This window comes from Ottowia sp. oral taxon 894 (assembly GCF_001262075.1).
GTDB classification, from domain to species: domain Bacteria; phylum Pseudomonadota; class Gammaproteobacteria; order Burkholderiales; family Burkholderiaceae_C; genus Ottowia; species Ottowia massiliensis.
The window spans coordinates 829,873-855,110 of the sequence record NZ_CP012073.1 but is presented as its reverse complement, the minus strand read 5'-3'; the positions used below and the strand labels follow the sequence as shown (position 1 = coordinate 855,110).

23 protein-coding genes are annotated in these 25,238 nt (G+C 64.6%); 7 read left to right on the top strand and 16 right to left on the bottom strand.

Annotation, left to right across the window (positions count from 1 at the left end):
- Positions 1–16: 16 nt before the first annotated feature.
- The 6 genes from ADJ79_RS03650 to ADJ79_RS03625 form a co-directional block, all read right to left on the bottom strand.
- Positions 17–979 (bottom strand): aspartate carbamoyltransferase catalytic subunit, encoded by a 963-nt coding sequence (locus ADJ79_RS03650; RefSeq protein WP_050714835.1) that lies wholly within the window; start codon positions 977–979, stop codon positions 17–19.
- Between the two features lie 46 nt (positions 980–1,025).
- Positions 1,026–1,526, bottom strand: a complete 501-nt coding sequence (gene pyrR / locus ADJ79_RS03645) for a bifunctional pyr operon transcriptional regulator/uracil phosphoribosyltransferase PyrR (RefSeq protein WP_050714834.1) — start codon at positions 1,524–1,526, stop codon at positions 1,026–1,028.
- On the bottom strand, positions 1,523–1,951 hold the full coding sequence (ruvX, locus tag ADJ79_RS03640; protein WP_050714833.1) for a Holliday junction resolvase RuvX: 429 nt from the start codon (positions 1,949–1,951) through the stop codon (positions 1,523–1,525). The genes pyrR and ruvX overlap by 4 nt, the downstream gene beginning before the upstream one ends.
- Positions 1,948–2,550 carry a YqgE/AlgH family protein gene (locus ADJ79_RS03635; protein ID WP_050714832.1) on the bottom strand — a complete coding sequence of 201 codons (603 nt, stop codon included), beginning with the start codon at positions 2,548–2,550 and terminating at the stop codon, positions 1,948–1,950. Before ADJ79_RS03635 ends, ruvX begins: the two co-directional genes overlap by 4 nt.
- A gap of 352 nt (positions 2,551–2,902) precedes the next feature.
- Positions 2,903–4,039, bottom strand: a complete 1,137-nt coding sequence (locus ADJ79_RS03630; protein ID WP_050714831.1) for a PilT/PilU family type 4a pilus ATPase — start codon at positions 4,037–4,039, stop codon at positions 2,903–2,905.
- 47 nt (positions 4,040–4,086) lie between these two features.
- Positions 4,087–5,130, bottom strand: coding sequence for a type IV pilus twitching motility protein PilT (locus tag ADJ79_RS03625; RefSeq protein WP_050714830.1), 1,044 nt, complete (start codon positions 5,128–5,130; stop codon positions 4,087–4,089).
- Between the two features lie 588 nt (positions 5,131–5,718).
- On the opposite strand from ADJ79_RS03625, the gene ADJ79_RS03620 reads away from it, so the two are divergent.
- The 7 genes from ADJ79_RS03620 (at position 5,719) to ADJ79_RS03590 (ending at position 15,855) form a co-directional block, all read left to right on the top strand.
- Positions 5,719–6,909 carry a porin gene (locus ADJ79_RS03620; protein WP_156304006.1) on the top strand — a complete coding sequence of 397 codons (1,191 nt, stop codon included), beginning with the start codon at positions 5,719–5,721 and terminating at the stop codon, positions 6,907–6,909.
- Between the two features lie 582 nt (positions 6,910–7,491).
- Positions 7,492–8,943 (top strand): NAD-dependent succinate-semialdehyde dehydrogenase, encoded by a 1,452-nt coding sequence (locus ADJ79_RS03615; RefSeq protein ID WP_253273862.1) that lies wholly within the window; start codon positions 7,492–7,494, stop codon positions 8,941–8,943.
- A gap of 48 nt (positions 8,944–8,991) precedes the next feature.
- Positions 8,992–9,507 carry a Fur family transcriptional regulator gene (locus tag ADJ79_RS03610; RefSeq protein WP_050714827.1) on the top strand — a complete coding sequence of 172 codons (516 nt, stop codon included), beginning with the start codon at positions 8,992–8,994 and terminating at the stop codon, positions 9,505–9,507.
- 853 nt (positions 9,508–10,360) lie between these two features.
- Positions 10,361–12,151 carry an ABC transporter ATP-binding protein gene (locus tag ADJ79_RS03605; protein WP_050714826.1) on the top strand — a complete coding sequence of 597 codons (1,791 nt, stop codon included), beginning with the start codon at positions 10,361–10,363 and terminating at the stop codon, positions 12,149–12,151.
- On the top strand, positions 12,148–13,014 hold the full coding sequence (locus tag ADJ79_RS03600; protein WP_050714825.1) for a YwqG family protein: 867 nt from the start codon (positions 12,148–12,150) through the stop codon (positions 13,012–13,014). Before ADJ79_RS03605 ends, ADJ79_RS03600 begins: the two co-directional genes overlap by 4 nt.
- 74 nt (positions 13,015–13,088) lie before the next feature.
- Entirely contained in the window at positions 13,089–13,973 is an 885-nt protein-coding gene (locus ADJ79_RS03595) for a YwqG family protein (protein ID WP_050714824.1), read from the top strand.
- A 43-nt stretch (positions 13,974–14,016) separates the two neighbouring features.
- Positions 14,017–15,855, top strand: coding sequence for an ABC transporter ATP-binding protein (locus tag ADJ79_RS03590; protein ID WP_050714823.1), 1,839 nt, complete (start codon positions 14,017–14,019; stop codon positions 15,853–15,855).
- A 392-nt stretch (positions 15,856–16,247) separates the two neighbouring features.
- Here the strand turns inward: ADJ79_RS03590 and dnaQ are convergent, their stop codons facing one another.
- The 10 genes from dnaQ to hemA form a co-directional block, all read right to left on the bottom strand.
- Entirely contained in the window at positions 16,248–16,991 is a 744-nt protein-coding gene (dnaQ, locus tag ADJ79_RS03585) for a DNA polymerase III subunit epsilon (protein ID WP_050714822.1), read from the bottom strand.
- On the bottom strand, positions 16,991–17,329 hold the full coding sequence (gene fdx, locus ADJ79_RS03580; protein ID WP_050714821.1) for an ISC system 2Fe-2S type ferredoxin: 339 nt from the start codon (positions 17,327–17,329) through the stop codon (positions 16,991–16,993). The genes dnaQ and fdx overlap by 1 nt, the downstream gene beginning before the upstream one ends.
- A gap of 21 nt (positions 17,330–17,350) precedes the next feature.
- Positions 17,351–19,219 (bottom strand): Fe-S protein assembly chaperone HscA, encoded by a 1,869-nt coding sequence (hscA, locus tag ADJ79_RS03575; protein WP_050714820.1) that lies wholly within the window; start codon positions 19,217–19,219, stop codon positions 17,351–17,353.
- 65 nt (positions 19,220–19,284) lie between these two features.
- Positions 19,285–19,803, bottom strand: coding sequence for a Fe-S protein assembly co-chaperone HscB (gene hscB, locus ADJ79_RS03570; RefSeq protein WP_050714819.1), 519 nt, complete (start codon positions 19,801–19,803; stop codon positions 19,285–19,287).
- Positions 19,804–20,067: 264 nt separating this feature from the next.
- Entirely contained in the window at positions 20,068–20,391 is a 324-nt protein-coding gene (gene iscA, locus ADJ79_RS03565; RefSeq protein WP_050714818.1) for an iron-sulfur cluster assembly protein IscA, read from the bottom strand.
- Positions 20,392–20,451: 60 nt separating this feature from the next.
- The gene (gene iscU / locus ADJ79_RS03560) at positions 20,452–20,847 is read right to left on the bottom strand and encodes a Fe-S cluster assembly scaffold IscU (RefSeq protein ID WP_050714817.1); all 396 of its coding nucleotides are present in this window, start codon (positions 20,845–20,847) and stop codon (positions 20,452–20,454) included.
- Between the two features lie 66 nt (positions 20,848–20,913).
- The gene (locus ADJ79_RS03555) at positions 20,914–22,137 is read right to left on the bottom strand and encodes an IscS subfamily cysteine desulfurase (protein WP_050714816.1); all 1,224 of its coding nucleotides are present in this window, start codon (positions 22,135–22,137) and stop codon (positions 20,914–20,916) included.
- A gap of 114 nt (positions 22,138–22,251) precedes the next feature.
- Positions 22,252–22,785 carry a Fe-S cluster assembly transcription factor gene (locus ADJ79_RS03550; protein ID WP_050714815.1) on the bottom strand — a complete coding sequence of 178 codons (534 nt, stop codon included), beginning with the start codon at positions 22,783–22,785 and terminating at the stop codon, positions 22,252–22,254.
- A gap of 308 nt (positions 22,786–23,093) precedes the next feature.
- The gene (locus tag ADJ79_RS03545; protein ID WP_050714814.1) at positions 23,094–23,768 is read right to left on the bottom strand and encodes a ProQ/FINO family protein; all 675 of its coding nucleotides are present in this window, start codon (positions 23,766–23,768) and stop codon (positions 23,094–23,096) included.
- Positions 23,769–23,820: 52 nt separating this feature from the next.
- Complete coding sequence (hemA, locus tag ADJ79_RS03540; protein ID WP_050714813.1) at positions 23,821–25,095, bottom strand: glutamyl-tRNA reductase; 1,275 nt, start codon at positions 25,093–25,095, stop codon at positions 23,821–23,823.
- Between the last annotated feature and the right edge of the window lie 143 nt (positions 25,096–25,238).

The following is a 25,238-nucleotide window of genomic DNA, read 5'->3' as shown; positions in this document are numbered from 1 at the left end:
TTTTCCGAACAGGTTTTCAGGCGGCGTTGCCTGCCACGATGCTCAGCGCCGCCATGCGCACGGCGATGCCGAAAGTCACTTGCGGCAGGATGACGCTTTGGCCGCCATCGACCACGGCGGAGTCGATTTCCACGCCCCGGTTGATGGGGCCGGGGTGCATCACGATGGCGTCGGGCCGGGCGCGCCGCAGCCGCTCGGGCGTGAGGCCAAAGCGCCGGAAATATTCCTGGCTGCTGGGCAGCAGCGCGCCGCTCATGCGCTCGTTTTGCAGGCGCAGCATGATGATGACGTCGCAGTCGCGGATGCCTTCTTCCAGGTCATGGAACACGCGCGCGCCCATTGCGGCGAAATCGGCGGGCGCGAGCGTGCGGGGGCCGACCACGCGCACTTCGCCCGCGCCCAGGGTTTTGAGCGCGTGGATGTCAGAGCGCGCCACGCGCGAGTGCAGCACGTCGCCCACGATGGCCACCGTGAGGCTGGAGAAGTCTTTTTTGTAGTGGCGGATGGTGTACATGTCCAGCAGCGCCTGCGTGGGATGCGCGTGGCGGCCGTCGCCCGCATTGACCACGTGCACGTGCGGGGCCACGTGCTGCGCCACCAGGTAGGGCGCGCCGCTTTCGCCGTGGCGCACCACGAAGATGTCGGCGGCCATTGCGCTGAGGTTGGCGATGGTGTCCAGCAGGCTTTCGCCCTTGGCGGTGGATGAGCGCGCGATGTCCAGCGTGTAAACGTCTGCCGACAGGCGCGTGGCCGCGATGTCGAAAGTGGTGCGCGTGCGCGTGGAGTTTTCAAAGAACAGGTTGAACACGCTTTTGCCGCGCAGCAGGGGCACTTTCTTGACTTCGCGGTCGTTCACGCTCACGAACTGCGAGGCCGTGTCGAGAATGTGCGTGATGACTTCGCGCGGCAGCCCTTCGGTGGACAGCAGGTGAATCAGCTCGCCGTTTTTGTTGAGCTGGGGGTTGGGTGTGTTTGGCATGGCGGCGCAAGGCAGTGCAGGAAGAAGGGAAGGGGGCCGGTCAGGTTCAGCGCGGGCGCACGTTCAGCTCGAAGCGCCCGTTTTCATCGCGCGCCAGCGCCAGGGACTGCGCGGCAGGCAGGGCCACGCGGGCCGCAGCGGCGTCAGCGGCCACGGGCAGCTCGCGGCCGACGCGATCGACCAGCACGGCCAGGCGCACGCGGGCGGGGCGGCCATAGTCAAACAGCTCGTTCAACACGGCGCGGATGGTGCGGCCCGTGTGCAGCACGTCATCAAGCAAAAGGATGTCGCTGCCGTCCACTTCAAAGGGCAGGCGCGTCTGGCCGCTGCTGCTCAGGCCCCGGCTGGCGAAATCGTCGCGGTGCAGGGCGGAAGACACCGCGCCCGGCTCGCCCTCGCGGCCCAGATCGGCATGCAGGCGCTCGGCCAGCCACCAGCCGCCGGAGATCACGCCCGCCAGCCGCGTGTGCGGCCCCATGAGCGGCTGCACGGCGCGGCGTAGCTCGGCGTAAAGCGATTCGGCATCGAGTGCCAGGCTTGCGGTCATGGAAGGCTCCTCAAAAACTGTTCCAGGATGATGGCGGCGCTGGCCGCGTCCACGTCTTTCGCGCCCATCGTGTGCATTTCTTCGCGCGCCTCCGTGGTGCTGTAGCGCTCGTCCACCTCATGCACGGGCAGGCCAAAGCGCCCGCGCAGCTGGCGCGCGAACTGGCGCGCGCGCGCGGTGTTTTCATGCGGCGCGCCATCGGGGTGAAAAGGCACGCCCACCACCAGCGCGTCGGGCTGCCACTGGGCGATGCGCTCGGCCACCAGCGGCCAGCGCGCCTTGCCTTCGGCGCGGATCACGCCTTGCGGCGTGGCGCTGCGGGTGATGCGGTTGCCCGTGGCCACGCCCGTGCGCTTGAGGCCGAAATCAAAGGCCATGAAGGAAACGGCGCAGGCCGCCACGGGGGAAGAAGCGCCGCCGCTCATGCGTGGCCTGCGCCGGGCGTGATTGACCATGCCTGCAAGCCCAGCAGGCCCAGCGCCTGCTCGTAGCGCTGCTCGGCAGGCGCGTCAAAAATGATGTCGGGCGTGGCCTGTACCGTCAGCCAGCTGTTGTCAGCCATCTCCGATTCGAGCTGCCCCTCATCCCATGCGGAATAGCCCAGCATCACCATCAGCCGCCGGGGGCCGCCGCCCAGGGAAACGGCTTCCAGCACGTCGCGCGAGACGGTCATCTCCAGCCCGCCGGGCACGATCAGCGTGGAGGAATAAGCCGTTTCGTCGGCCTTGAGTTCATCCGCGCGCACCGGGTCGTGCAGCACGAAGCCGCGCTCGGTTTGCACCGGCCCGCCCATGTAAACCTGCCGCGCGCCCATGCCGGCGCTGGGCAGGGGCAGATCCAGCTGCTCGAACAGGTCTGAAAGCGTGACATCGCCCGGCTTGTTCACCACCAGCCCCAGCGCGCCTTTGGCGCTGTGCTCGCACACATAGACCACGCTGCGCGAGAAAAAGCGGTCTTCCATGCCCGGCATGGCAATCAAAAAATGGTTGGTGAGGTTGAAAGACTGCGGCGCGTCGTCGGGCATGGGGCGGATTCTAGGGCGCGGCGCCCGTCTGGCGGCCTGCCCGGCGGCAGGGGTTGCGGCGCTGGCGGCGCGGGTTTTCAGGGCCGGATTGCAAGCAGGCTCTCCGGCAAGGCGCCAGGCGCAGGCGGACGGACAGATCGCGTGCGGGCGGCACAAAAACCGGCTTTATTTAACCGGCTTTATTTGCTACTGCATCCATAGCATGAGGTCCTAGTGCAGCCAGCGCGGGACGGTGTTTTCGCCCCTTGAATCTGCTCCTGTTTTTGATGCCGCCCGTCGGCCTGCGCCGGCCCGTTGCGCAGCGCCTGCCAGCCTTTGGGCGCGGCGGCGCTGGCCAGCAGGCGGGCTGGGCCTACATGATTTCGAGGTGCTCGGTGCCTGCGGCCAGGTCAAGCGTCTTGGCGCGCTGGCTGGAGAGCTTGATTTGCAGGCGCAGGTCATTGGCCGAGTCGGCGTTGCGCAGGGCGTCTTCGTAGCTGATGAGGTGGGCTTCAAACAGGTCGAACAGCGACTGGTCGAAAGTCTGCATGCCCAGCTCGCGGCTCTTTTTCATGATTTCCTTGATTTCAGTGACTTCGCCCTTGAAGATGAGGTCGGAAATCAGCGGCGTGTTGAGCATGATTTCAACGGCGGCAATGCGGCCCTTGCCGCTTTCGCGCGGAATCAGGCGCTGCGAAATGAGCGCGCGCAGGTTCAGCGACAAGTCCATCAGCAGCTGGGCGCGCCGCTCTTCGGGGAAGAAGTTGATGATGCGGTCCAGCGCCTGGTTGGAACTGTTGGCGTGCAGCGTGGCCAGGCACAGGTGGCCGGTTTCGGCGAAGGCCACGGCGTGCTCCATCGTCTCGCGGTCGCGGATTTCGCCCATCAAAATGACGTCGGGCGCCTGGCGCAGGGTGTTTTTCAGCGCGGCTTCCCAGCCTTCGGTGTCCAGCCCCACTTCACGCTGGGTGACGATGCAGTTCTTGTGCGGATGCACGAACTCCACCGGGTCTTCCACGGTGATGATGTGGCCGTAGCTGTTGAGGTTGCGCCAGTCCACCATGGCCGCCAGCGTGGTGGACTTGCCCGAGCCGGTGGCGCCCACCAGAATGGCCAGGCCGCGCTTGGTCATGGCCACGTCTTTCAGGATTTGCGGCATGCCCAGCGTGTCGATGGTGGGCAGCTCCTGCGGAATGACCCGCAGCACCATGCCCACCTTGCCCGCCTGCACGAAGGCATTGCAGCGAAAGCGCCCGATGCCCGCAGGCGAGATGGCGAAGTTGCATTCCTTGGTGGCTTCAAACTCGGCGGCCTGCTTGTCGCTCATGACCGAGCGCACGAGGGTAAGCGTGTGCGCGGGCGTGAGCGGCTGGGCCGAAAGCTTGGTGACCTTGCCGTCCACCTTGATGGCGGGCGGAAAGTCGGCGGTGATGAACAAGTCGCTGCCCTTGCGGGTGAGCATGAGTTTGAGCAAATCGTTGATGAATTTGCTGGCCTGATCGCGTTCCATGTGCGTGCGGGAGAAAGTGGATGAACCGGGAAGGCGGCCGGAGATGATCAGCCGGGGAAGTTTTCAGGAATCTTGGCCTTGGAGCGCGCCTCGGCCGCGCTGATGACGTTGCGGCGCACCAGCTCGGTGAGGTTCTGGTCCAGCGTCTGCATGCCCAGCGACTGCCCGGTCTGGATGGCCGAGTACATCTGCGCCACCTTGGCCTCGCGGATCAGGTTGCGGATGGCGGGCGTGCCAATCATGATTTCATGCGCGGCCACGCGGCCGGAGCCGTCCTTGTTCTTGCACAGCGTCTGCGAAATCACGGCCTGAAGCGACTCGGACAGCATGGCGCGCACCATTTCCTTTTCTTCGGCCGGAAACACGTCAATAACGCGGTCGATGGTCTTGGCGGCGCTGGAAGTGTGCAGCGTGCCGAACACCAGGTGGCCCGTTTCGGCAGCGGTCATGGCCAGGCGGATGGTTTCCAAGTCGCGCATTTCGCCCACGAGAATGGCGTCCGGGTCTTCACGCAGCGCCGAGCGCAGGGCGTTGGAGAAGCTGTGCGTCATGGGGCCGACTTCACGCTGGTTGATCAGGCACTTTTTCGATTCGTGCACGAACTCGATCGGGTCTTCCACCGTCAGCACGTGGGCGTATTCGGTTTCGTTGAGGTGGTTGATCATGGCCGCCAGCGTGGTGGACTTGCCCGAACCCGTTGGCCCCGTCACCAGCACCAGCCCGCGCGGCTTGAGCGCCAGGTCGCCAAAAATCCTGGGGCAGTTCAGCTGCTCCAGCGTCAGAATCTTGCTGGGAATGGTGCGCAGCACGCCCGCCGCGCCCCGGTACTGGTTGAAGGCATTCACGCGAAAGCGCGCCAGCCCTTCAATCTCGAACGAAAAATCCACCTCCAGGTTTTCCTCATACACCTTGCGCTGGGTGTCGTTCATGATGTCGTAGAGCATGGCGAACACTTCCTTGTGCTCCAGCGGCTCCACATTGAGGCGGCGCACGTCGCCATTGACGCGGATCATGGGCGGCAGGCCGGCAGACAGGTGCAAGTCAGAGGCCTTGTTCTTGACGCTGAAGGCCAGCAGCTGGGTGATGTCCACGTTGTGATTTCCTTGAAGAAAAAAGCAAGCGCGCCAAGGCGGTTGCGGTTTGATACGCCGCGCAGATTATGACGACGATTGAAACAAACATAAACCATGCGCGTCGGCAAATAGCCGCAGCGCGCGGCGGCAGACCCGCGTCCGCCTGGCACGGCGGAAGGCCGGAGCAGCGCTTTCAAGCGCCGCGCCACTCGCCAGAACGAAGCAAAAACAGGAGCAGATCAACGGGGCCTGAAATGCCCGTCTGCGCTTATTCCACCGGGACATGCTGCTACGAATAAAGAAGCTGAATCAGCAAACGGCGCCCGGCCCGGCCAGCGCGCGGGGCGCTTGCGTGGCGCGGACGCCCGGATGCCGCCGCCCGGCACTGAAAACTGGCGCGGGAAAGCGGCTTCCCGGAATCCTTTCAGCGCCCGCTCCCAGAGAACCGTCGCTCATACCGCTATTTGTTCGATGGCGGCAAAGCCCGCCAAACCGTGCGGCAGGGGTGATTCCCGGGCCTTGAATTGGCCCGGGTTCCTGCTGTGAAACCGGGGCGCTGCCTGCGCCTGCGGACAGGCTTCAAACGGATTTCCGGCCCTGGCCCGGTTGAAAAAGCGCAACACCTGCCGTGCAGGCCCCGGCGCCGCCCGGGAAAAGAGATTGGCGCGGGCAAATGGCGGCGCGGCTTCGCGTTTTTACGGGCCTGGCCTATTGGCGCGTGAACAAGACTGTGATTTAATGCACACCGTTTTTCGCGCCCTGCAAAGGGTTTATTCACCATTGAACTTGATTGGAAAGGAAATCCAAATGAAAAAGAGTCTGCCGGCCCTGGCCGTTTTGACGCTGCTTTGCAGCGCTGCATACGCCCAATCTTCGGTCACGCTGTATGGCGTGGCGGATGTGGGGATTGGGAAAATGAGTGGGCAGAAAACGGGGATGATTAGCGGTGATGTGGTAAATAACGCAACTAGCTATATCGGTTTCCGGGGTATTGAGGATTTGGGTGGCGGTCTGAAAGCGGGTTTCAGGCTGGAGCAATACGTCAATATGGAAAATGGCGCAACGGCTTCCGCCAACGGATTTTTAAGGCAGGGGAATGAAACCTATGGCCGCGCCGCCCATTTGTGGTTGGAAGGCGGGTTTGGGCAATTCAAGATGGGACGTTCTGAAACGCCCAGCTATAACGCAATAACGAAATGGAGCATTGTGGGCGATGCTAGCTATTCTCCATCTTTGCAACGTTATGGAGCTGCGGGACGTTGGGCACGCTCTAATAGTCAATTTAGCTATAAAACACCCGTATTGGGTGGATTCAGTGCCGAAGTCGCTTTTATCGCCAAAGGCGATCACGGCGACAAGGCCAAATATGACCTGAATTTGACTTATGAAAATGGCCCGCTTGCGGCGGGTATTGCATACAACAAGATTCAGGATGCCAAGGCTAATTATGCCTTGGGTGCTAAATATGATTTTGGTATGTTTGCCCTGTCGGCTGGATATTATGATACCCGTAATGCACAGCTTGCCACGCCACTTCCTGGCGGGGGTAATATTAAATTGGCCGGTTTCAGTATTGGTGGTTCTGTTAAGTTTGATAATATTTCGCTGGCAATTGAATTGCAACGCCAGCGCAAGAGTGAAGTTCACTATCAGAATATGATCCAGAAATACAAGAAATACACAGAGGGCGTGGTGGAGGCAAAATATGCCTTGTCCAAGCGCACTTTTGTTTACGCCGATTACCTTCGGCTGGGGAACAAAAACAACTACGGCCTCGGCATTCAACATCGCTTCTGATGCTTGAATAGATATTGCGCAAACGGCCTGATGGGGAATTGAAGGGCCTGCATGCCGTATGGACTGCGGCCATATGGCCGGGGCAAGCGGGTTTTCTTCCATTCATTCCCCTTTTCACTTGAAACGCAGCGGCCCGGCGCGCCGCCATTCAACCCCGTCAGCCCCGGCGGGGTTGATTTTTTTTGCCGCCGCCTGATGGGCGGCCCCGAAAACCTGCCGAAACGGCCCGGCCCATCCGGGGCAAAAACCGCCTGGAAATGCCGCATGGCAATGCCCCATCACCATGCAGGCATTCGGAAACGTTTCAGGCACCGGGCGCGGCGCATGGAGCTTCTTGCTTGATCCCCCTCTGTTTTGCTCTTTTTCAGGAGCAAATTCAAGGTCCCGAAAAGACCCTTCCTCGCAAGGTTCAACGGGCTTTGCCGCTATTGAAGAAGTAGCGAAATCCGGCGGGCTTCAGGCTGTGCCCGGGCGGCTGGCGCGGCGCGTGAAACGGGCCTGGCCTGGCGGGGCGGATTTCTACAATCCGGGCCATTCCTGCCTCTTGCTCGGCCCCCTTGCCTTCTCTGGATGAAAACTGCCATGCCCCTTGCCCAGCTTCAAGACCCGGCCCTGCTGAAAACCGATGCTTTTATCAACGGCCAGTGGCGCTCTGGCGCGGGCCGCTTTGCGGTCACGGACCCGGCCACGGGGCGGCATTTGGCCGACGTGGCGGATGTGTCGGCCGGGCAAGTGCGCGAGGCCATTGCCGCCGCCGAAGCGGCCTGGCCCGCCTGGCGCGCGCTCACGGGCAAAGCGCGGCACGCGGCGCTGCTGCGCTGGTTTGAGCTGCTCATGCAGCACCGGCAAGACCTGGCCCGCATCATGACCGCCGAGCAGGGCAAGCCGCTGGCCGAGGCGCTGGGCGAGGTGGCCTACGGCGCCAGCTTTGTGCAGTGGTTTGCCGAGCAGGCCCGGCGCGCCAGCGGCGAAATGCCCGCCGCGCCCGCGCCCGGCCAGCGCCTGCTGGTCATGCGCCAGCCCATAGGCGTGTGCGCGGCCATCACGCCCTGGAACTTTCCGCTGGCCATGATCACGCGCAAGGTGGCCCCGGCGCTGGCGGCGGGCTGCCCCGTGGTCATCAAGCCCGCGCAGCTCACGCCGCTGACGGCCCTGGCCGCCGCAGAGCTGGCCGCGCGCGCGGGCCTGCCCGCTGGCGTGCTCAACGTCATCACCGGCACGCAAACGGCGGCCTACAGCCAGGCGCTGTGCGAAAGCGAGGCGGTGCGCCATGTGAGCTTTACCGGCAGCACGCAAGTGGGCCGCGTGCTCATGGCGCAGTGCGCGCCCACGGTGAAAAAGCTGGCGCTGGAGCTGGGCGGCAACGCGCCTTTCATTGTTTTTGACGACGCCGATGTGCCCGCCGCCGTGCAGGGCGCTTTTGCCAGCAAGTTCCGCAACGCGGGCCAGACTTGCGTGTGCGCCAACCGCTTTTACGTGCAGGCGGGCGTGTATGACGAATTCGTCAGCCGCCTGGCCGAACGCGCGCGCGCAGCCAAGGTGGGCAACGGCTTTGAGCCGGGCGTGGAAATCGGCCCGCTCATCAATCAAGCCGCGCTGCAAAAAGTGCAGCAGCACGTGGACGACGCGCTGGCCAAAGGCGGCCGGCTGGCCGCAGGCGGCCACGCGCTGCACGGGCGGTTTTTCGAGCCAACCGTCATCGCCCACGCCCGCGCCGACATGCTTTGCGCGCGCGAGGAAACCTTTGGCCCGCTGGCGCCCGTGTTCCGCTTTGAAACCGAGGCCGAGGCCATCGCCGCCGCCAACGCCACGGAATTCGGCCTGGCCAGCTACTTCTACAGCCGCGACGTGGCGCGCGTGTTCCGCGTCAGCGAAGCGCTGGAATGCGGCATGGTGGGCGTGAACACGGGGCTGATCTCCAACGAAGCGGCCCCTTTCGGCGGCGTCAAGCAATCGGGTCTGGGCCGCGAAGGCTCCGCGCACGGTCTGGACGAATACCTTGAAATGAAATACGTGTGCCTGGGCGGCCTGTAGCCGCAGCCCCCAGGCCCGCGCCCCTTCAAAAAACCACTCTTTCCCCACATGAGCCGCAGCCCCGCCCCACGCCCCGCCCGCCGCCGCGCCATCGCGCTCAACCCCGCGCAGAAAAGCCAGCTGGCCGCCGCCCAGGCGCGCTGCGCCGCGCAAGGCAGCCAGCTCACGCCCGTGCGCACGGAAGTGCTCTCGCTGCTGATCCGCCGGGGCGGCGCGGCCAAGGCGTATGACCTGCTCACCGACATGCAGGCCCGCCAGCCGGGCGTGGCGCCCATGACGGTCTATCGCGCGCTGGACTTTCTGGTGGAGCAGGGCCTGGCGCACAAAGTCGCCGCCAACAGCACCTTTGTTTTGTGCCAGCACGAAGGCCCGCACGCGCCGCACGCGCACATTGTCATGCTGGTGTGCGCCCAATGCGGCGGCACCACCGAGTGCAGCGACCCGCGCGTGGCCCAGGCGCTGGACGAAGCCCTGCACGACACCGGCTTTGCCGCGCAAAGCGTGGAAGTCAAGGGCCAGTGCGCCGCCTGCCGCGCGAAAAGCGGCGCCCAGCCGCCCGCCTGACGCAACCGGCCCGGCGCGGCCGTCCGGTTCATCCGGCAAGCGCTTCAGAAGCGCCCCGCGCGCGAACGCCCAGGGAGCAAGGCGGCGCCAGAGGCGGAATCAGCCGGTTTTTAGCTCCTTCATTCATAGCATGAGGTCTTAGTGGAATCTGCGCAAAGCGCCATTTCAGCACCTTGGATTCGCTCCTGTTTCTGATGCAGCCCGGCAGCCCGGGCAAGCCCTGCGGCAGCCGTCAGCCGCACCGGCTCACGAACTGGCCGCAAGCGCGGGGTTCACGGCCAACACGAAAGCCGCGCATCAGCACACAAAAACAGGAGCGAATTCAGGGGCCATCAAAAAGGCTCCTGCGCTTTCTGCACCAGGACATCACGCTATCTTTTCAGAAGCGGAAAACGAGGCCGCTTCGCTCATGCGCCACGGCGGAAAATTTCCGGCTGCGGCATGGGTTTTTCCCGCGCGGGCGTTGGGTCTGGGTGAGAATGGCTCTGTTTTGGAGCCGGTTCAGCGTCTGGCCGTGAAAGGCTGCGGACCGGGGCAGGCCGCAAGGCGCGGACAGGTTTTGTGCGGTGTGGCTCGCCGGAGATAGGCAAGCCCCGCGAGCGCCCAAGGCCGCACTTGCGCGCCTGCGGAACGGACTTTGAGCTGGCTCTTGCGGCGGCATCGGCCCGTGGCCGGCCGCCGCCTGCTGCTGGAAGGAGACATGCAAGCAATGGAACCAAACCGAGCACCCATATCTGCGCCTTCATCTGCGCCTCTATCTGCGCCTTCAGCCCCGCCCGCCGCCGCGCGGGCGGCTGCGCCCAATTCCTCATCCGCTCCCCCGCCTGCCGCGCCGGACAACCCCTGGCGCATCATGGACCCCGTGCGCGGCCGCATCCGCTTTGCGATGGGGCTGGCTTGCGCCTCGGCGGCGCTGTCGGTGCTGTCGCTGGCGCTGCTGGCGCAGGTGCTGCATGCGCTGCTGGCCGCGCCGGGGCAGTGGCCCTGGCCGCCCATGCTGGCGCTGCTGGGCAGCACGGTGGCGGCCTATGTGCTGCGGCAGGCGGCGTTCAACCAGTCGCACTACGCCGCCTTCCGGCTGGAAGTGCTGCTGCGCTCGCAACTGGCCGCGCATGTGGCCCGTCTGCCGCTGGGGCGCGTGCAGGCGCTGGGCGCGGGGCCGCTGGCCAAGGTGATGTTTGACGACGTGAAGGCGCTGCATGTGTTCGTGGCCGATTCCACGCCGCTTTACGCGCGCGCCTACGCCGCGCCGCTCATCACGCTGGCGGCGCTGCTGTGGCTGGACTGGCGGCTGGCGCTGGCGGCGCTGGCCGTGCCCGCGCTGGGCTTTGCCGTCATGGGCCTGCTCATGCGCAAAAGCAGCGAGCTGAACATGAACGAGCGCTACAACGCCGCGCGCGAGCAGGTGGCCGCCAGCATTGTTGAATTCGTGCAGGCCATGCCTGTGGTGCGCACGTTTGACAGCGGCAGCGCCAGCTTCGGGCGCTACCAGGCCGCGCTGGCGGCGTATCTGGCCGTGCTCAAGGAGTGGTACGCGCGGCTGGGCTTTTCGGCGCGCTTTTCCATGACGGTGCTCTCGGCCCTGCCCACGCTGGCGGCGCTGCTGTGGCTGGGCGGCTGGTGGCTGGCAGCCGGCAAGCTGGCTTTCAGCGTGTGGGTGGCCGCGCTGCTCATTGGCGCGGGCATGGCCGAGGCCATGATGCCCTTCATGGTGCTCTACCACCTGATCGATGCCGCCAAGCTCAGCATCCACCGCATCCAGCAAGTGCTCGGCGAGCCGCCCCTGCCCGAGCCGCCCGCGCCTGGCGAGCAGCCGCAAGACGCCAGCGTGGCCTTTGAAAACGTCAGCTTCAGCTACGGCGCAAGCGAGGGCGATGCGGGCAGCACGGGCGGTGAAGGCAAAGACGCCGCCCCCGCCCTGCAAGGCGTCAGCTTCACCGCCCCGGCAGGCAGCGTCACGGCGCTGGTCGGCCCCTCCGGCGCGGGCAAAAGCACCGTCGCGCGGCTCATTCCGCGCTTTTGGGACGCATCGCAAGGCTGCGTGCGCGTGGGCGGGGCCGACGTGCGCCGCATCGCCAGCGACACCCTCATGCAGCAAGTGGCCTTCGTCTTTCAGGACACCTTCCTCTTTGCCGACACCATTGCCAACAACATCCGCCTGGGCTGCCCCGAAGCGACGCAGCAAGACGTGGAAAACGCCGCCCGCGCCGCACAAGCGCACGAATTCATCAGCGAACTGCCCCAGGGCTACGACACGCTGGCCGGTGAGCGCGGCGTGTTCCTCTCGGGCGGGCAGCGCCAGCGCATCACCATTGCCCGCGCCATCTTGCAAAACCGGCCCATCCTGGTGCTGGACGAAGCCACGGCCTTTGCCGACCCCGAAAACGAAGCCGCGCTGGTGGCTGCCCTCTCAGAGCTGATGAAAGGCAAAACCGTGCTGCTGGTGGCGCACCGGCTTTCCACCGTGGAAGATGCCGACCAAATCCTCGTGTTCGAGCAAGGCCGGCTGGCCGAACAAGGCCGACATGAGGCGCTGCTGGCGCAAGGCGGCGTCTATGCGCGCCTGTGGCAAAGCTGGCAGCAGGCCCGGCAATGGAGCCTGCCCGCGCATGAAAACGCCGCTCGCCCCGCGCCGCAGCCATGAACCACACGCCTGATTTGCTGAACCATCCCGTGCTGCGGCCCTACAAGGACAGCATCTGCGCCACGGCCCGGCCCTGCGCGGAAATCACCCTGCTGCCTGCTGCAAATTTGACGATTTGGCAAAGCAAGCTGGGCGGACAGCCCTATTGGCCGAAAGACATGGAATACCCGCGCAATGCGAAAGGCCGCCCGCTGCATTTGCTGGCGCAAATCAATTTTGCCGAAACGCCGCCCCTGCCGGATTTCCCGGAAAACGGGATTTTGCAGTTTTTCATCTCGCGCAATGACGGGATTGAAAAGATGTGGGGCATGAATGCGGAAAATCCGGCTGATCAGCAAGGCTTTCGCGTGGTGTATCACGCAGATATTGAGCATGAACAGGATAGGCTGTTGCAGGATTTCCGGTTTCTGGCGCAAGCGCGGCAAACGCCAAGATCAAACCATATTCTGCAAAGGCTGGCGGCTTTCTGGCATTCGCAACGGCCTGGATTGCCTTTTGAACACGCATGCGCCATGCGGTTTGAGCGGCAACAAAAATATGCTTCGCTTGAAGAAGCGAATGGCGTTTTTCTTGCGCCCGGATGGCTGCCAATGGACGCGGAAAATATCACTAGTGAATTTTTGGAAGCATTTTACCGTCTGGACTGGTCAGGCCATCGCCTGGGCGGGTATGCCAATATTCTGCAAGAAAAATGGCGCCTGGGCGGCCCGTATCAGGATCATGTTTTGCTGCTTCAGATAGATTGTGATGCGCCCAATGGCGTGATGCGGCATGGCAGCGGCATTTGCCATTTTTATATTCACCCGCATGATTTGCGCCAGCGCGATTTTTCAAAAGTGCTGTATGCGTGGGAATTTTTTTGAAACCATGAAAATAAACCACCACGGCCCGTTTTTACCGGATGGATGGTTTTGCCACGACGTACCCAGCCGCAGCCATGAACCACACGCCTGATTTGCTGAACCACCCCGCGCTGCGGCCCTACAAGGACAGCATTTGCGCCACGGCCCGGCCCTGCGCGGAAATCACTCTGCTGCCTGCCGCAAATTTGACTCTTTGGCAAAGCAAGCTGGGCGGACAGCCCTATTGGCCGAAAGACATGGAATACCCGCGCAATGCAAAAGGCCGCCCGTTGCATTTGCTGGCGCAAATCAATTTTGCCGAAACGCCGCCCCTGCCGGATTTTCCGGAAGAGGGAATTTTGCAGTTTTATATTGCCTGCAACACTGGAATACAGGATATGTGGGGCATGAACCTTGACGATCCGGCCCGGCCGGACGGGTTTCGCGTCATCTATCACCCGGCTCCTTTGCTGGAAGCCGCCGGGCTGAATCATGATTTCGGTTTTTTGAATGACCAACCCAAACCTGAATCGAAAAGCTGGTTCAGGAGATTGTTTGCGCCTTCTGAAATACAGTTTCAAATGCCATTCACAAGCCCTTGCGCCATGCGCTTTGATTTGCAGCAGAAATTTGCTTCGCTGGATGAACCCGGCCTGAAATTCACTGGACAGGGCGTGCCGGATATAGACAATTCGATTGGTCCGAATACTGCCATTGCCGTTTTGCGCGAAGAATTTTCCGAGACTTTTAACGAAACGCTGGATTGGAGCGGCCACCGGCTGGGCGGTTATTGTAATAGCGTGCAGGAAGACATGCGCGGAGACAAATATAGGGATTACGCGCTGCTTTTGCAAATCGACAGTGACAGGGAAAATGGCGTGATGTGGGGCGATTTGGGAGTCTGCCGTTTCTTCATTCGCCCGCATGATTTGCGCCGGCGCGATTTTTCAAAAGTGTTCTATGAATGGCAATGCGGTTGAATAAAGCCTGGAGCCAAAAAATATTTGATATGGGGAAAACGCCATGAACGTCACTGAATCCGTGGACACGGCCGCCGAATCCGTCACGCCCCTGCGCCAGACCTGGCAGCGGCTCATGCGCAGCGCCGGGCCGCATGCGGCGGCCTTGCGGCGCAGCATTGCCGGGCTGGGGCTGGCGGCTGCGCTTCAGGGGCTGGCGCTGGCGTGCATGGCGCCGCTGTTTGTGGCGCTGCTGCCGGAAGCGGGCGATATGCCAAGTAGTGTGGCCAGCAGCGCGGCAGGCAGTGCGGCAGATGCCCGCTGGCGGCAGGCGCTGCCCTGGCTGTGGGCGCTGACGGCGCTGGGGCTGGCCGCGCATGTGCTGCGCTGGCGCGCGCAAGGCTTTGACTACACGGGGCAAATGGCCGAAGTGGGCCACCGCCTGCGCCTGCGCCTGGGCGAGCAGCTGCGGCGCATGCCCCTGTTGCAGTTGCAGGACAAGCGCACGGGCGAAGTCAATGCCGTGGTGCTGGGCAATGTGGACGAGCACCTGAACCACGCGCTCATCGTGTTCAACCTGCTGGCGCAGGCCGTCATCACGCCGCTGGCGGCGGGGCTGGCGCTGCTGGCCTGGGACTGGCGGCTGGGGCTGGCCATGCTGCTGGTGTTTCCGGCGCTGGCGCCGCTGTACCGCTGGCGCAGGCGGGCCTACGCGCGCGGCATGCGGGCGCTGGCCCAGGCCAATGCCCGTTGCAGCGGCGACGTGCTGGAGTACACGCAGGGCCTGCCCGTGCTGCGCGCCGCGCGCAGCGCCGGTGCGCGCGCGGCGCATTTGCAGCAAAGCTTCGCGCGGCTGGAGCAATTGCAAGCCGAAAGCCAGCGCAAGGGCAGCCAGCCCAATGTGCTGATTGCCAGCGTGGTGGAAGTGGGCCTGCTGCTGGTCATGGCCGCTGGCGTGAGCTGGGCCGTGCAGGGCAGCCTGAACGTGGCCGTGCTGGCCGCCGTGGCCGTGATGCTGGCGCGCTTTGCCGAGCCGCTTTCCAGCTTCATCAGCTTCACGTCCACGCTGGACTTGATGGAAACCGCGCTGGAGCGCATCGAAGCCCTGCTGGCCGTGCCGCCGCTGCCCCAGCTTTCGCCCGGGCAAACGCCGTTGCGCTTTGACATCGCCCTTGAAGGCATTGACTTTGCCTACGCCAGCGGCGGCCCCAAGGTGCTTTCCGGCTTTAGCGCCACGCTGCCCGCGCACAGCATGACCGCCTTCGTCGGCCCCTCGGGCGGGGGCAAAACCACCGTCACCCGCCTGCTCATGCGCCACGCCGACGCGCAGGCGGGCAGCGTGCGCATTGGCGGCGTGGACGTGCGCCACATCGCGCCCGAAACGCTCAACCGCCTGATCTCCGTCGTCTTTCAGGACGTTTACCTGTTTGACGACACCGTGCTGGCCAACATCCGCATGGCCCGCCCCGAAGCCAGCGACGAAGAAGTCAGGCAGGCCGCCCGCGCCGCCCAGTGCCTGGACTTCATCGAACGCCTGCCGCAAGGCTGGCACACGCGCATCGGCGAAGCGGGCGGGCGCTTGTCGGGCGGCGAGCGCCAGCGCATCAGCATCGCACGCGCCCTGCTCAAAAACGCGCCCATCGTCGTGCTCGACGAGCCGACGGCGGCGCTGGACACCGAAAGCGAATGCGCCGTGCAGCGCGCCATTGAAACCCTGGTGCAAGAGCGCACCGTCATCGTCATCGCGCACCGCTTGTCCACCATCGTGGGCGCGCGGCAAATCATCGTGATCGACCAGGGCCGCGCGCTGGAGGCGGGCACGCACGAAGAGCTGCTGCAAAAAAACGGCCGCTACGCCGCCCTGTGGCGCGCCCAGCAGCAAGCCAAGCAGTGGCGGGCGTAGCCCTCTGGGCGGTCTATATTCGCTCCTGTATCCATAGCATGAGGTCCTAGTGGAATGTGCGCAAGACAGGTTTAAAGCCTGCCTGAATTCGCTCCTGTTCTTAATTAAAAACGCGCCATTGCAATCCGGCCCGCCCGGCAGGCTTGCAGGACTTTCTGGCTGGCGAAGTGCACGGCCTGACCGGGCAAGGCCTGCTGATTGGGCGCGGCGGCGGCGCACTCCAGCGCCAGCTGCCTTGCCGCCGGTGCTCCGGAAAATTTCGCTTTCCGCAGGCTTTCACCTCACGCCCGAGCGGGCACACGGCTTGGGGGCAACGGCACATGACCGCCGGGCAAACAAGGCCCGGGAGACTTTGGACAGACGCCGAGAGGGCAGAAAGCGCCCTGCCGGGTTCAGGCGGCGGCTTCGGGGCTGGCGATGTAGCCGCCCTGGCGCCAGAGGGTTTGGCCGCCGCTGGCTTTGTCGATGCCGGCGAGCATGTTGGCGTGGGCGGCGCGTTCGCTTTCGGTGGCGGCGATGACGGGCAGTTCGATGGCGGAGAGGTCTTCGCCGTCCAGCTCCAGGGTTTGGGCGGCGGCGCTTTCGTGGGCGTCGTCGGCCTGCATGAGCAGGGTTTCCTGGCCGCGCGTGAGGTTGATGTAGACGCTGGCGAGCAGTTCGGCGTCAAGCAGGGCGCCGTGCAGGGTGCGGCTGGAGCGGTCCACGTCGAGGCGGTCGCACAGGGCGTCGAGGCTGTTGCGCTTGCCGGGGTAGATCTGCTTGGCCAGAGCGAGGGTGTCGGTGATGTCGCCGGTGTGTTCGGACAAGGGCGGCAGGCCCAGGCGTTCGAGTTCCTTGTTGAGAAAGCCGACGTCAAAGGGCGCGTTGTGGATGATGATTTCCGCGCCTTGCACGTAGTCGAGGAACTGGCGGGCGATTTCGGCGAATTTGGGTTTGTCGCTCAAAAAGGCGGTGCTCAGGCCGTGCACGCGTTCGGCGTCGGGGTGGCTGTCGCGCTCGGGGTTGATGTACAGGTGCAGGTTGTGGCCGGTGAGTTTGCGGTCGATGAGTTCGACGCAGCCGATTTCCACGATGCGGTCGCCGCTGGCGGCGTCCAGCCCGGTGGTTTCGGTGTCCAGAACGATTTGGCGGGCCATCAGTGGTTTTCGCGGGCGTGGTTGATGGAGTAGCGCGGGATTTCGACGGTGAGGTCTTCTTGCCCGACGATGGCTTGGCATGACAGGCGCGATTGCGGGGTGAGGCCCCAGGCGCGGTCGAGCAGGTCTTCTTCGGTGTCGTCGGGTTCGTTGAGGCTGTCCAGCCCTTTGCGCACGATGCAGTGGCAGGTGGTGCAGGCGGCGCTCATTTCGCAGGCGTGTTCGATTTCCACGCCGTGGTCCAGCAGTTCTTCGCAGATGGATTTGCCGGGGGTGGCGTCAAATTCGGTGCCGTTGGGCGCGAGTTCGGGGTGGGGCAGGACGGTGATTTTGGGCATCGTGGGCTTGGTGTGTTTGTGTCAGATGGAGTCAAGCGATTGGCCGGCCAGCGCTTTTTGGATGCCCGCGTTCATGCGGGCGGCGGCAAAGGCTTCGGTGCCCTGGGAGAGGGCGTGGGCGGCGGCGTCGATGGCGGCGGCGTCTTCGCTGTTGGCGGCGATGGCGCGCAGCGAGAGGATGAGGGCGTCGATGTCGGCGCGCTCCTGGGGCCCCAGCAGGTGGCCGTCGGCTTGCAGGGCGCTTTCGGTGGCGAGGATGAGGCGGTCGGCTTCCAGCCGGGCTTCGGCCAGGGCGCGGGCCTGTTTGTCGGCCTGGGCGGTGGCGAAGCTGTCTTGCAGCATGCGGGCAATTTGCTCGTCAGAGAGGCCGTAGCTGGGCTTGACGTTGATTTGCGCCTGCACGCCGCTGGTTTGCTCGCGTGCGCTGACGGTGAGCAGCCCATCGGCATCCACGGTGAAGGTGACGCGGATGCGGGCCGCGCCCGCGCTCATGGGCGGTATGCCGCGCAGCTCGAAGCGGGCCAGGCTGCGGCAGTCTTGCACCAGGTCGCGCTCGCCTTGCACCACGTGCAGGGCCAGGGCTGTCTGGCCGTCTTTGTAGGTGGTGAAGTCTTGCGCCATGGCCGTGGGAATGGTCTGGTTGCGCGGGACGATGCGCTCGACCAGCCCGCCCATCGTTTCGATGCCCAGCGAAAGGGGGATGACGTCGAGCAGCAGCAAGTCTTGCCCGCCTTCGGCGCTGTGGTTGCCCACGAGCTGGTTGGCCTGCACGGCCGCGCCCAGGGCCACGACTTCGTCGGGGTTGAGGTTGGTGAGCGGCTCGCGGCCAAACAGGGCGGCCACGGCCTGGCGCACTTGCGGCATGCGCGTGGAGCCGCCGACCATGACGATGCCTTGCACGTCTTGCGGGGCCAGGTGTGCGTCGGCCAGCGCGCGGCGCACGGCGGCCAGGCTGCGGGCGGTGAGATCGGCGGTGGCGGCTTCAAAGTCGCTGCGGCGCACGGTGACTTCTGCCTTGGCATGGGCGGTGGCGAGCTTGATGGAGACGCTGTCTGCGCCAGAGAGTTTTTCTTTCACGGCGCGGGCGGCGTGCAGCACTTGCGCCTTGTCGGCGGGGCCGTCCAGCGTCAGGCCGGTTTGCGCGAGGATCCAATCGGCCAGGGCGCGGTCGTAGTCGTCGCCGCCCAGGGCCGAATCGCCGCCGGTGGCGATGACTTCAAACACGCCCTGCGCCAGACGCAATACGGAGATGTCGAATGTGCCGCCGCCCAGGTCATAGACGGCGTAGATGCCTTCGGCGGCGTTGTCCAGCCCGTAGGCGATGGCGGCGGCCGTGGGTTCGTTGATGAGGCGCAGCACGTGCAGGCCCGCCAGCTGGGCGGCGTCTTTGGTGGCCTGGCGCTGGGCGTCGTCAAAGTAGGCGGGCACAGTGATGACGGCGCCGTCCAGCGCGCCGCCGAGCGTGTCTTCCGCGCGCTGGCGCAAGGTGGCAAGGATTTCGGCGCTGACTTCCACGGGCGATTTGTCGCCTTGCGCCGTGGCCACGGCCACCATGCCGGGCTGCTGCCTGAGGGCGTAGGGCAGTTTGTCCTGGTGGTCAATGTCGGCCAGGCCCCGGCCCATGAGGCGCTTGGCGGAGGCCACGGTGTTGGCCGCATCCAGCACCGCGCCTTCTTGTGCGGCCCAGCCAATGCGGCGCTCGCCCTGCGCGGGGTAGTGCACCACGGAGGGCAGCAGCACGCGGCCTTGCGCGTCGGGCAGGCATTCCGGCACGCCGTGGCGCACGGCGGCCACGAGAGAGTGGGTAGTGCCCAGATCAATGCCCACGGCCAGGCGGCGCTGGTGGGGGTTGGGCGATTGGCCGGGTTCCGAAATTTGCATCAAAGCCATGAGGTGGACGTGGGAGAAGGAGGATGGAAGAAATGGGGAACGGGCCGGCAAAAGCGGGCGGGCGCTCAGGCCGAGAGGGCCTCGCGCTTGCGGGCCAAATCAAGATTGAAGCGGTCAAAGAACATGAGCGCGCGCACGGACTGCACGGCGGCGGGCCAGTCCTGCTGCTGGTCAATCTGGCGGGCCAGATCGGCCAGGATGCCCTGGCGCATCTGCGCGGCCTGCTGTTCCACGCCTTGCAGGCTGGCCAGGCTGCCGGCATCGTCGATTTGCTCGCGCAGCTCCATTTGCAGCATCAAGAAGGCGGGCGGCATGGCCGTGTTGTCTTCGGCGCGGATGGGCGCGCCGTGCAGCTCGCACAGGTAGGCGGCGCGCCGGTGCGGGTCTTTCAGGCGGCGGTAGGCTTCATTGACGCGGGCTGACCACTGCGCTGCCACGCGCTGGGCGGCTGCGCCCTGGGCGGCGAAGCGGTCGGGGTGAACTTGCCGCTGCAACTCTTTCCAGCGCTCTTCCAGCGCGGCGGCGTTTTGCTCAAAGCGCGCGGGCAGGCCAAACAGTTCAAAGTCGGTGGATTGCAGGTCCATGAAAAGCTCGACAAACAAGGCTTGACAAAGGACAACGGCCCGGATGCGGGCCGCTGCCAGAAGAAAGAGGCGTGAGAAGCGAGCGGGAAAGCAGAAGGCAGAACAGGCGCGTGGCGCCCGCATAGCCCGGATGTCTCAAAAATGATAGCTGCCCGCGCTGATTCCACTAGGACAAACGGCCGATTTGCCCCTGAAATCCGGCCTTGTATCCGGCCCCGGAGCCGGAAGCCGCAAATAGGGCGCGCAGGCCGCGCCTTGCCTTCTTCACACCCGGAAGCTTTCGCCGCAGCCGCAGCGGTCGCGTTCGTTGGGGTTCTTGAAGCGAAAGCCTTCGTTCAGCCCTTCGCGCACGTAGTCCAGCTCGGTGCCGTCCATGTAGGCCAGGCTTTTCGGATCGATCATGAGCTTGATGCCGTGGGCCTCGAACAAGGCGTCGCCGGGGGCGATTTCATCCACGTATTCAAGCTTGTAGGCCATGCCTGAGCAGCCCGTGGTTTTCACGCCCAGGCGCACGCCCACGCCCTTGCCGCGCCGGGCGAGGTAGCGCGCCACGTGCTGCGCGGCGGCTTCGGTGATGGTGATGGACATGAGTGTTTCCTTTTGGTGCCGGTCAATAACGAACCGCTTAACGAACCGCTGCCGGGCGGCTTACTGCGCTGCCGCAGCCTGTTTTTGGCGATAGTCGTTCACGGCGGCCTTGATGGCGTCTTCAGCCAGGATGGAGCAGTGAATCTTCACGGGCGGCAGGGCCAGCTCTTCGGCGATCTGGCTGTTTTTGAGCGCGGCGGCTTCGTCCAGCGTTTTGCCCTTGACCCATTCGGTCACGAGCGAGGAGGAGGCGATGGCCGAGCCGCAGCCGTAGGTTTTAAAGCGCGCGTCTTCAATCACGCCGGTGGCGGGATTGACCTTGATTTGCAGCTTCATCACGTCGCCGCAGGCGGGCGCGCCCACCATGCCGGTGCCCACGCTGGCGTCGCCTTTGTCGAAGCTGCCAACGTTGCGGGGGTTTTCGTAGTGGTCGATGACCTTGTCGCTGTATGCCATGTTTGTGGCTCCTGAAAAAAATGTGGGATGAAAAAAGCGGGCGTTTTCAGAACCCCGGACAGGTTCTCAGTGCGCGGCCCACTGCACGCTTTGCAGATCAATGCCTTCCTTGTGCATTTCCCACAGCGGGGAAAGCTCGCGCAGCTTGGCCACGTTTTCACGGATGGCCTCGATGGCGTAGTCCACCTCGGCCTCGGTGGTGAAGCGTCCGACGGTCAGGCGCAGCGAAGAGTGCGCCAGCTCGTCACTGCGGCCCAGGGCGCGCAGCACGTAGCTGGGCTCCAGCGTGGCGGAGGTGCAGGCCGAGCCGCTGGAGACGGCCACGCCCTTGATGCCCATCATGAGCGACTCGCCTTCCACGTAGTTGAAGCTGATGTTCAGGTTCTGCGGCACGCGGTGCTCCAGGCTGCCATTGACGAAAGATTCGTCGATGCTGGTCAGCCCGTCCAGCAGGCGTTTTTGCAGGCGCGCGGCGTGCTCGTTGTCTTTTTGCATTTCAGCCTTGGCGATGCGGTAGGCCTCGCCCATGCCCACGATCTGGTGCGTGGGCAGCGTGCCCGAGCGCAGGCCGCGCTCATGACCGCCGCCGTGCATTTGCGCTTCCAGCCGCACGCGGGGCTTGCGGCGCACATAGAGCGCGCCGATGCCTTTGGGGCCATAGGTTTTGTGCGCGGTCAGGCTCATCAGGTCGATGGGGAGCTTTTTCACGTCGATTTCCACGCGGCCCGTGGCCTGCGCGGCATCCACATGCAGCAGCACGCCGTGCTCGCGGCAGATGGCGCCGATGGCGGCGATGTCCTGAATCACGCCGATTTCGTTGTTCACGAACAGGATGCTGGCCAGGATGGTGTCGGGCCGGATGGCGGCCTTGAAGGCTTCCAAATCGAGCAGGCCGTCGGGCTTGACGTCCATGTAGGTCACTTCAAAGCCCTGGCGCTCCAGCTCGCGCATGGTGTCCAGCGTGGCCTTGTGCTCGGTTTTCAGGGTGATGAGGTGCTTGCCCTTGCTCTGGTAGAAGTGCGCCGCGCCTTTGAGGGCAAGGTTGGTGGACTCGGTGGCGCCGGAAGTCCAGATGATTTCGCGCGGATCGGCGCCAATGAGGTCGGCCACATGGCCGCGCGCCTTTTCAATGGCGGCCTCGGCTTCCCAGCCCCAGGCGTGGCTGCGGCTGGCGGCGTTGCCAAAGTGTTCGTAGAGCCAGGGCACCATGGCGTCCACCACGCGCGGGTCGCAAGGCGTGGTGGCGCCGTAGTCAAGGTAAATGGGGTTTTTCTGTGGGGCGTTGCTCATGGTGTTTCTGGCTTGTCGTTCGGAATGGAAATCAATGTCTCGATGATCGCGGGTTTGCCTGACATTGTGGGCGTTATGGATTTGGCTTTTGCCAATGACGCTGATTGACGCGCTCTATTTGGCAGCCGCTCCGCCCAGTGCAAAGACGGAATTGGGCGCCGTCACGCGGATGGGTTTGACAACCGGCATGGCGGAAATGGGCCGCTTGACGGCCTGCCGGTCATCGATGGCAATGCCGTTGGCATGCTGGTCTTCCACCAGCTTTTGCAGCGTGACGGAAGCCAGAAATTCAAGCACATGGGCGTTCAGCGCCGTCCACAAATCGTGCGTCATGCACTGCGTGCCATTGGCGCCGCAGTTGGCCTTGCCGCCGCAGTGGGTGGCGTCGATGGGTTCGTCCACGGAGGTGATGATGTCGGCCACCGTGATGTCCACCGCCTTGCGTCCCAGCGAATAGCCGCCGCCGGGGCCGCGCGTGGACTCGACCAGGTAATTGCGGCGCAGCTTGCCAAAGAGCTGCTCCAGGTAAGAGAGCGAAATGCCCTGGCGCTGGCTGATGGCGGCGAGCGTGACGGGGCCGGTGTCCTGGCGCAACGCCAGATCAATCATGGCGGTAACGGCAAAGCGTCCTTTGGTGGTCAGGCGCATGGTGTTTTCCTTGAAGAGGCGGGGGAAGAGATCGTGGGCGGCTCATTCCCGAGTAATTTCCTCAAGTATATCTCATTCCTGACTGAAATGAAGGGGCAATTGCCGCGCGGGCCACGTCATCCGGTGTATTCACATAGGTGCTCCTTCCGGGCGGGCTGGAGAGCGTGGTTTGCCCCGCTCGTTTGCAGGTAAATTGGCATCAAAAAAATGAGCGAATTGATGGCAATGAAACTGGCGCTTGCGCCTGTTCCACTAGGACGTCTTGCTATTGAACAAGGAGCGAATTCGAGGCCCGCTCCGGCACTCCGTCACACCCTGCTGCGCTGCTGGCGGGCGCGCGCCAGGGCGCGGGCGGCTTCGCGCGGGTGCAGGCCATACATCTGCGCAAAGTCTGTTTCGCTTTGGGCGCTGGCTTCAAAAGCGCGCAGCAGCGCTTCGTCTTTGGCCATTTGCGCGGCGGCTTCTTCCAGCGCGGCTTGCAGCACGGCGTTGGCCTGTTCGTTTTTCTTGCTGTGCATGGCTTGCGCGTAGTCGTCGCGCGTGAGGCCGCTGGCCTGCCACGCCTGCGCGATGCGGCGGCGCAGCTTGGGGCCGAGGTCTTCGGCGCTGCGCTGCTGGCGGCGGCGGAACACTTCCAGCAGCGCCTGGTAAATGTGTTCGGGCGCGGGCGCTTCCACGGCCTGGCCTTGCAGGTCGCGGCGCGGCAGCCCTTGCGCCACGGCGCTGAGGTAGCGGGTGGAGCGGGTGTGAATGGCCAGCGCCTGCCCCAGCTCTTCGGCTTTCAGTTCGGCGGCGTGCAGCGCCAGCAGGTCGTCGTAGATGCCGCGCTTGAGCGGCTGGGGCGTTTGGCCAAACAGTCCGGGGTGCCACTGGGCCAGCTGGGCCAGCAGCGGATGGGTGCGGCGCGCGGCGGTTTTGCCGCCGGTCTGCGCTGCTTGGCTTGTCTGGCTCGTTTGGCCGGTGGCAGGTGTTTCGTTGGTCATGGTTTGAAAAACAGAAAACGCCCAAGGCGGGCGTTGCGGAGTGAAGGGCGGCTCAGGCTTGCCGCGAGCGCAAAAAGATGCGCGAGAGGGTGTGGCTGGTTTGTTCGCGTTGCTGGCTGTCGGCGCTGTGCAGTTCGGCCAGAGCGCCGTGCAGCATTTTTTGTGTCAGCCCGCGCGAGAGGGCTTCGAGCACGGCGTCGATGTCTTCGCCTTTGGCCAGCCGCTTGCGGGCGCGGGCCAGTTCGGCGGCGCGCCAGGCGTCGGCTTGTGCGTTGATTTGCTGGATGAGGGGCACTACGCCGCTTGTTGGGCTGCGCTGGTCCAGCCAGTGCACGAAGCTGCGCACGCCCGCGTCGATGATGGCTTCGGCCTGCGCTACGGCGGCCTGGCGGCTGGCGTGGGCGGTTTGCACGACCTGGGCCAAGTCGTCCACGGTGTAGAGGTAAACGTCATCGAGCTGCCGCACTTCGGGTTCGATGTCGCGCGGCACGGCCAGATCGACCATGAACAGCGGGCGGTGGCGGCGTTTTTTCAGCGCCCGCTCCACTGCGCCCAGGCCAATGATGGGCAGCTGGCTGGCGGTGCAGCTGACCACGGCGTCGAATTCGTGCAGGCGCTCGGGCAGCTCGGCCAGGCGCAGCCCTTCGGCGCCAAAGCGCGCGGCCAGTTTTTCGCCGCGCTCCAGCGTGCGGTTGGCAATGGCCAGGCTTTTTGGGCTGTGCGCGGCAAAGTGCGTGGCGCAAAGCTCGATCATTTCGCCCGCGCCCACGAACAGTACGCGGATTTGCGCCAGGTCTTCAAAGAGCTGCCCGGCCAGGCGCACGGCGGCGGCGGCCATGCTGATGCTGTGCGCGCCGATTTCGGTGCTGCTGCGCACTTGCTTGGCGACGGCAAAGCTGCGCTGGAAAAGCTGGTTGAGCGTGACGCCCAGCGCGCCTGCGCTGTCGGCGGCGCGCACGGCGTTTTTCATCTGGCCCAGAATTTGCGCTTCGCCCAGCACCATGCTGTCCAGCCCGCTGGCTACGCGAAAGGCGTGGCGCGCGGCCTGGTCGTCTTGCAGCACGTAGGCGTGCTGGCGCAGGGCGTCGGCGGGCACGTCGCCCGCGCTGGCCAGCCAGGAGAGGGTGCGGTCGATTTGCGGCGCGTCGCTGGCGCAATAGACCTCGGTGCGGTTGCAGGTGGAGAGAATGGCGGCTTCGGGCTGGCGCGCGTGGAACTGGCGCAGCGCGTCCAGCGTGGGCGCCAGGCGGTCCACGGCAAAAGCAAACCGCCCGCGCAAATCCAGCGGGGCGGTGTGGTGGTTCAGTCCCAAAGCCCAGACAGCCATAAGGCTGCGGATTATAGAAATCGGGCCTTTTTCACGTGGCGCTGGCCCCGGCAGCCAGGGGCCGGCTTGAAGCGCATCAAAAACGGTCTGGCCGGGGCGGCGGCTGGATGTGGGCTACGCCGCCGCACAGCATCAAAAAGAAG

Coding starts and splice junctions, on each gene's coding strand:
- ADJ79_RS03650 (WP_050714835.1), bottom strand. CDS start 979: ATGCCAAACACACCCAACCCCCAGCTCAACAAAAACGGCGAGCTGATT.
- pyrR (WP_050714834.1), bottom strand. CDS start 1,526: ATGACCGCAAGCCTGGCACTCGATGCCGAATCGCTTTACGCCGAGCTA.
- ruvX (WP_050714833.1), bottom strand. CDS start 1,951: ATGAGCGGCGGCGCTTCTTCCCCCGTGGCGGCCTGCGCCGTTTCCTTC.
- ADJ79_RS03635 (WP_050714832.1), bottom strand. CDS start 2,550: ATGCCCGACGACGCGCCGCAGTCTTTCAACCTCACCAACCATTTTTTG.
- ADJ79_RS03630 (WP_050714831.1), bottom strand. CDS start 4,039: ATGGAACGCGATCAGGCCAGCAAATTCATCAACGATTTGCTCAAACTC.
- ADJ79_RS03615 (WP_253273862.1), top strand. CDS start 7,492: ATGCCCCTTGCCCAGCTTCAAGACCCGGCCCTGCTGAAAACCGATGCT.
- ADJ79_RS03610 (WP_050714827.1), top strand. CDS start 8,992: ATGAGCCGCAGCCCCGCCCCACGCCCCGCCCGCCGCCGCGCCATCGCG.
- ADJ79_RS03605 (WP_050714826.1), top strand. CDS start 10,361: ATGGACCCCGTGCGCGGCCGCATCCGCTTTGCGATGGGGCTGGCTTGC.
- ADJ79_RS03600 (WP_050714825.1), top strand. CDS start 12,148: ATGAACCACACGCCTGATTTGCTGAACCATCCCGTGCTGCGGCCCTAC.
- ADJ79_RS03595 (WP_050714824.1), top strand. CDS start 13,089: ATGAACCACACGCCTGATTTGCTGAACCACCCCGCGCTGCGGCCCTAC.
- ADJ79_RS03590 (WP_050714823.1), top strand. CDS start 14,017: ATGAACGTCACTGAATCCGTGGACACGGCCGCCGAATCCGTCACGCCC.
- dnaQ (WP_050714822.1), bottom strand. CDS start 16,991: ATGGCCCGCCAAATCGTTCTGGACACCGAAACCACCGGGCTGGACGCC.
- fdx (WP_050714821.1), bottom strand. CDS start 17,329: ATGCCCAAAATCACCGTCCTGCCCCACCCCGAACTCGCGCCCAACGGC.
- hscA (WP_050714820.1), bottom strand. CDS start 19,219: ATGGCTTTGATGCAAATTTCGGAACCCGGCCAATCGCCCAACCCCCAC.
- hscB (WP_050714819.1), bottom strand. CDS start 19,803: ATGGACCTGCAATCCACCGACTTTGAACTGTTTGGCCTGCCCGCGCGC.
- iscA (WP_050714818.1), bottom strand. CDS start 20,391: ATGTCCATCACCATCACCGAAGCCGCCGCGCAGCACGTGGCGCGCTAC.
- iscU (WP_050714817.1), bottom strand. CDS start 20,847: ATGGCATACAGCGACAAGGTCATCGACCACTACGAAAACCCCCGCAAC.
- ADJ79_RS03555 (WP_050714816.1), bottom strand. CDS start 22,137: ATGAGCAACGCCCCACAGAAAAACCCCATTTACCTTGACTACGGCGCC.
- ADJ79_RS03550 (WP_050714815.1), bottom strand. CDS start 22,785: ATGCGCCTGACCACCAAAGGACGCTTTGCCGTTACCGCCATGATTGAT.
- ADJ79_RS03545 (WP_050714814.1), bottom strand. CDS start 23,768: ATGACCAACGAAACACCTGCCACCGGCCAAACGAGCCAGACAAGCCAA.
- hemA (WP_050714813.1), bottom strand. CDS start 25,095: ATGGCTGTCTGGGCTTTGGGACTGAACCACCACACCGCCCCGCTGGAT.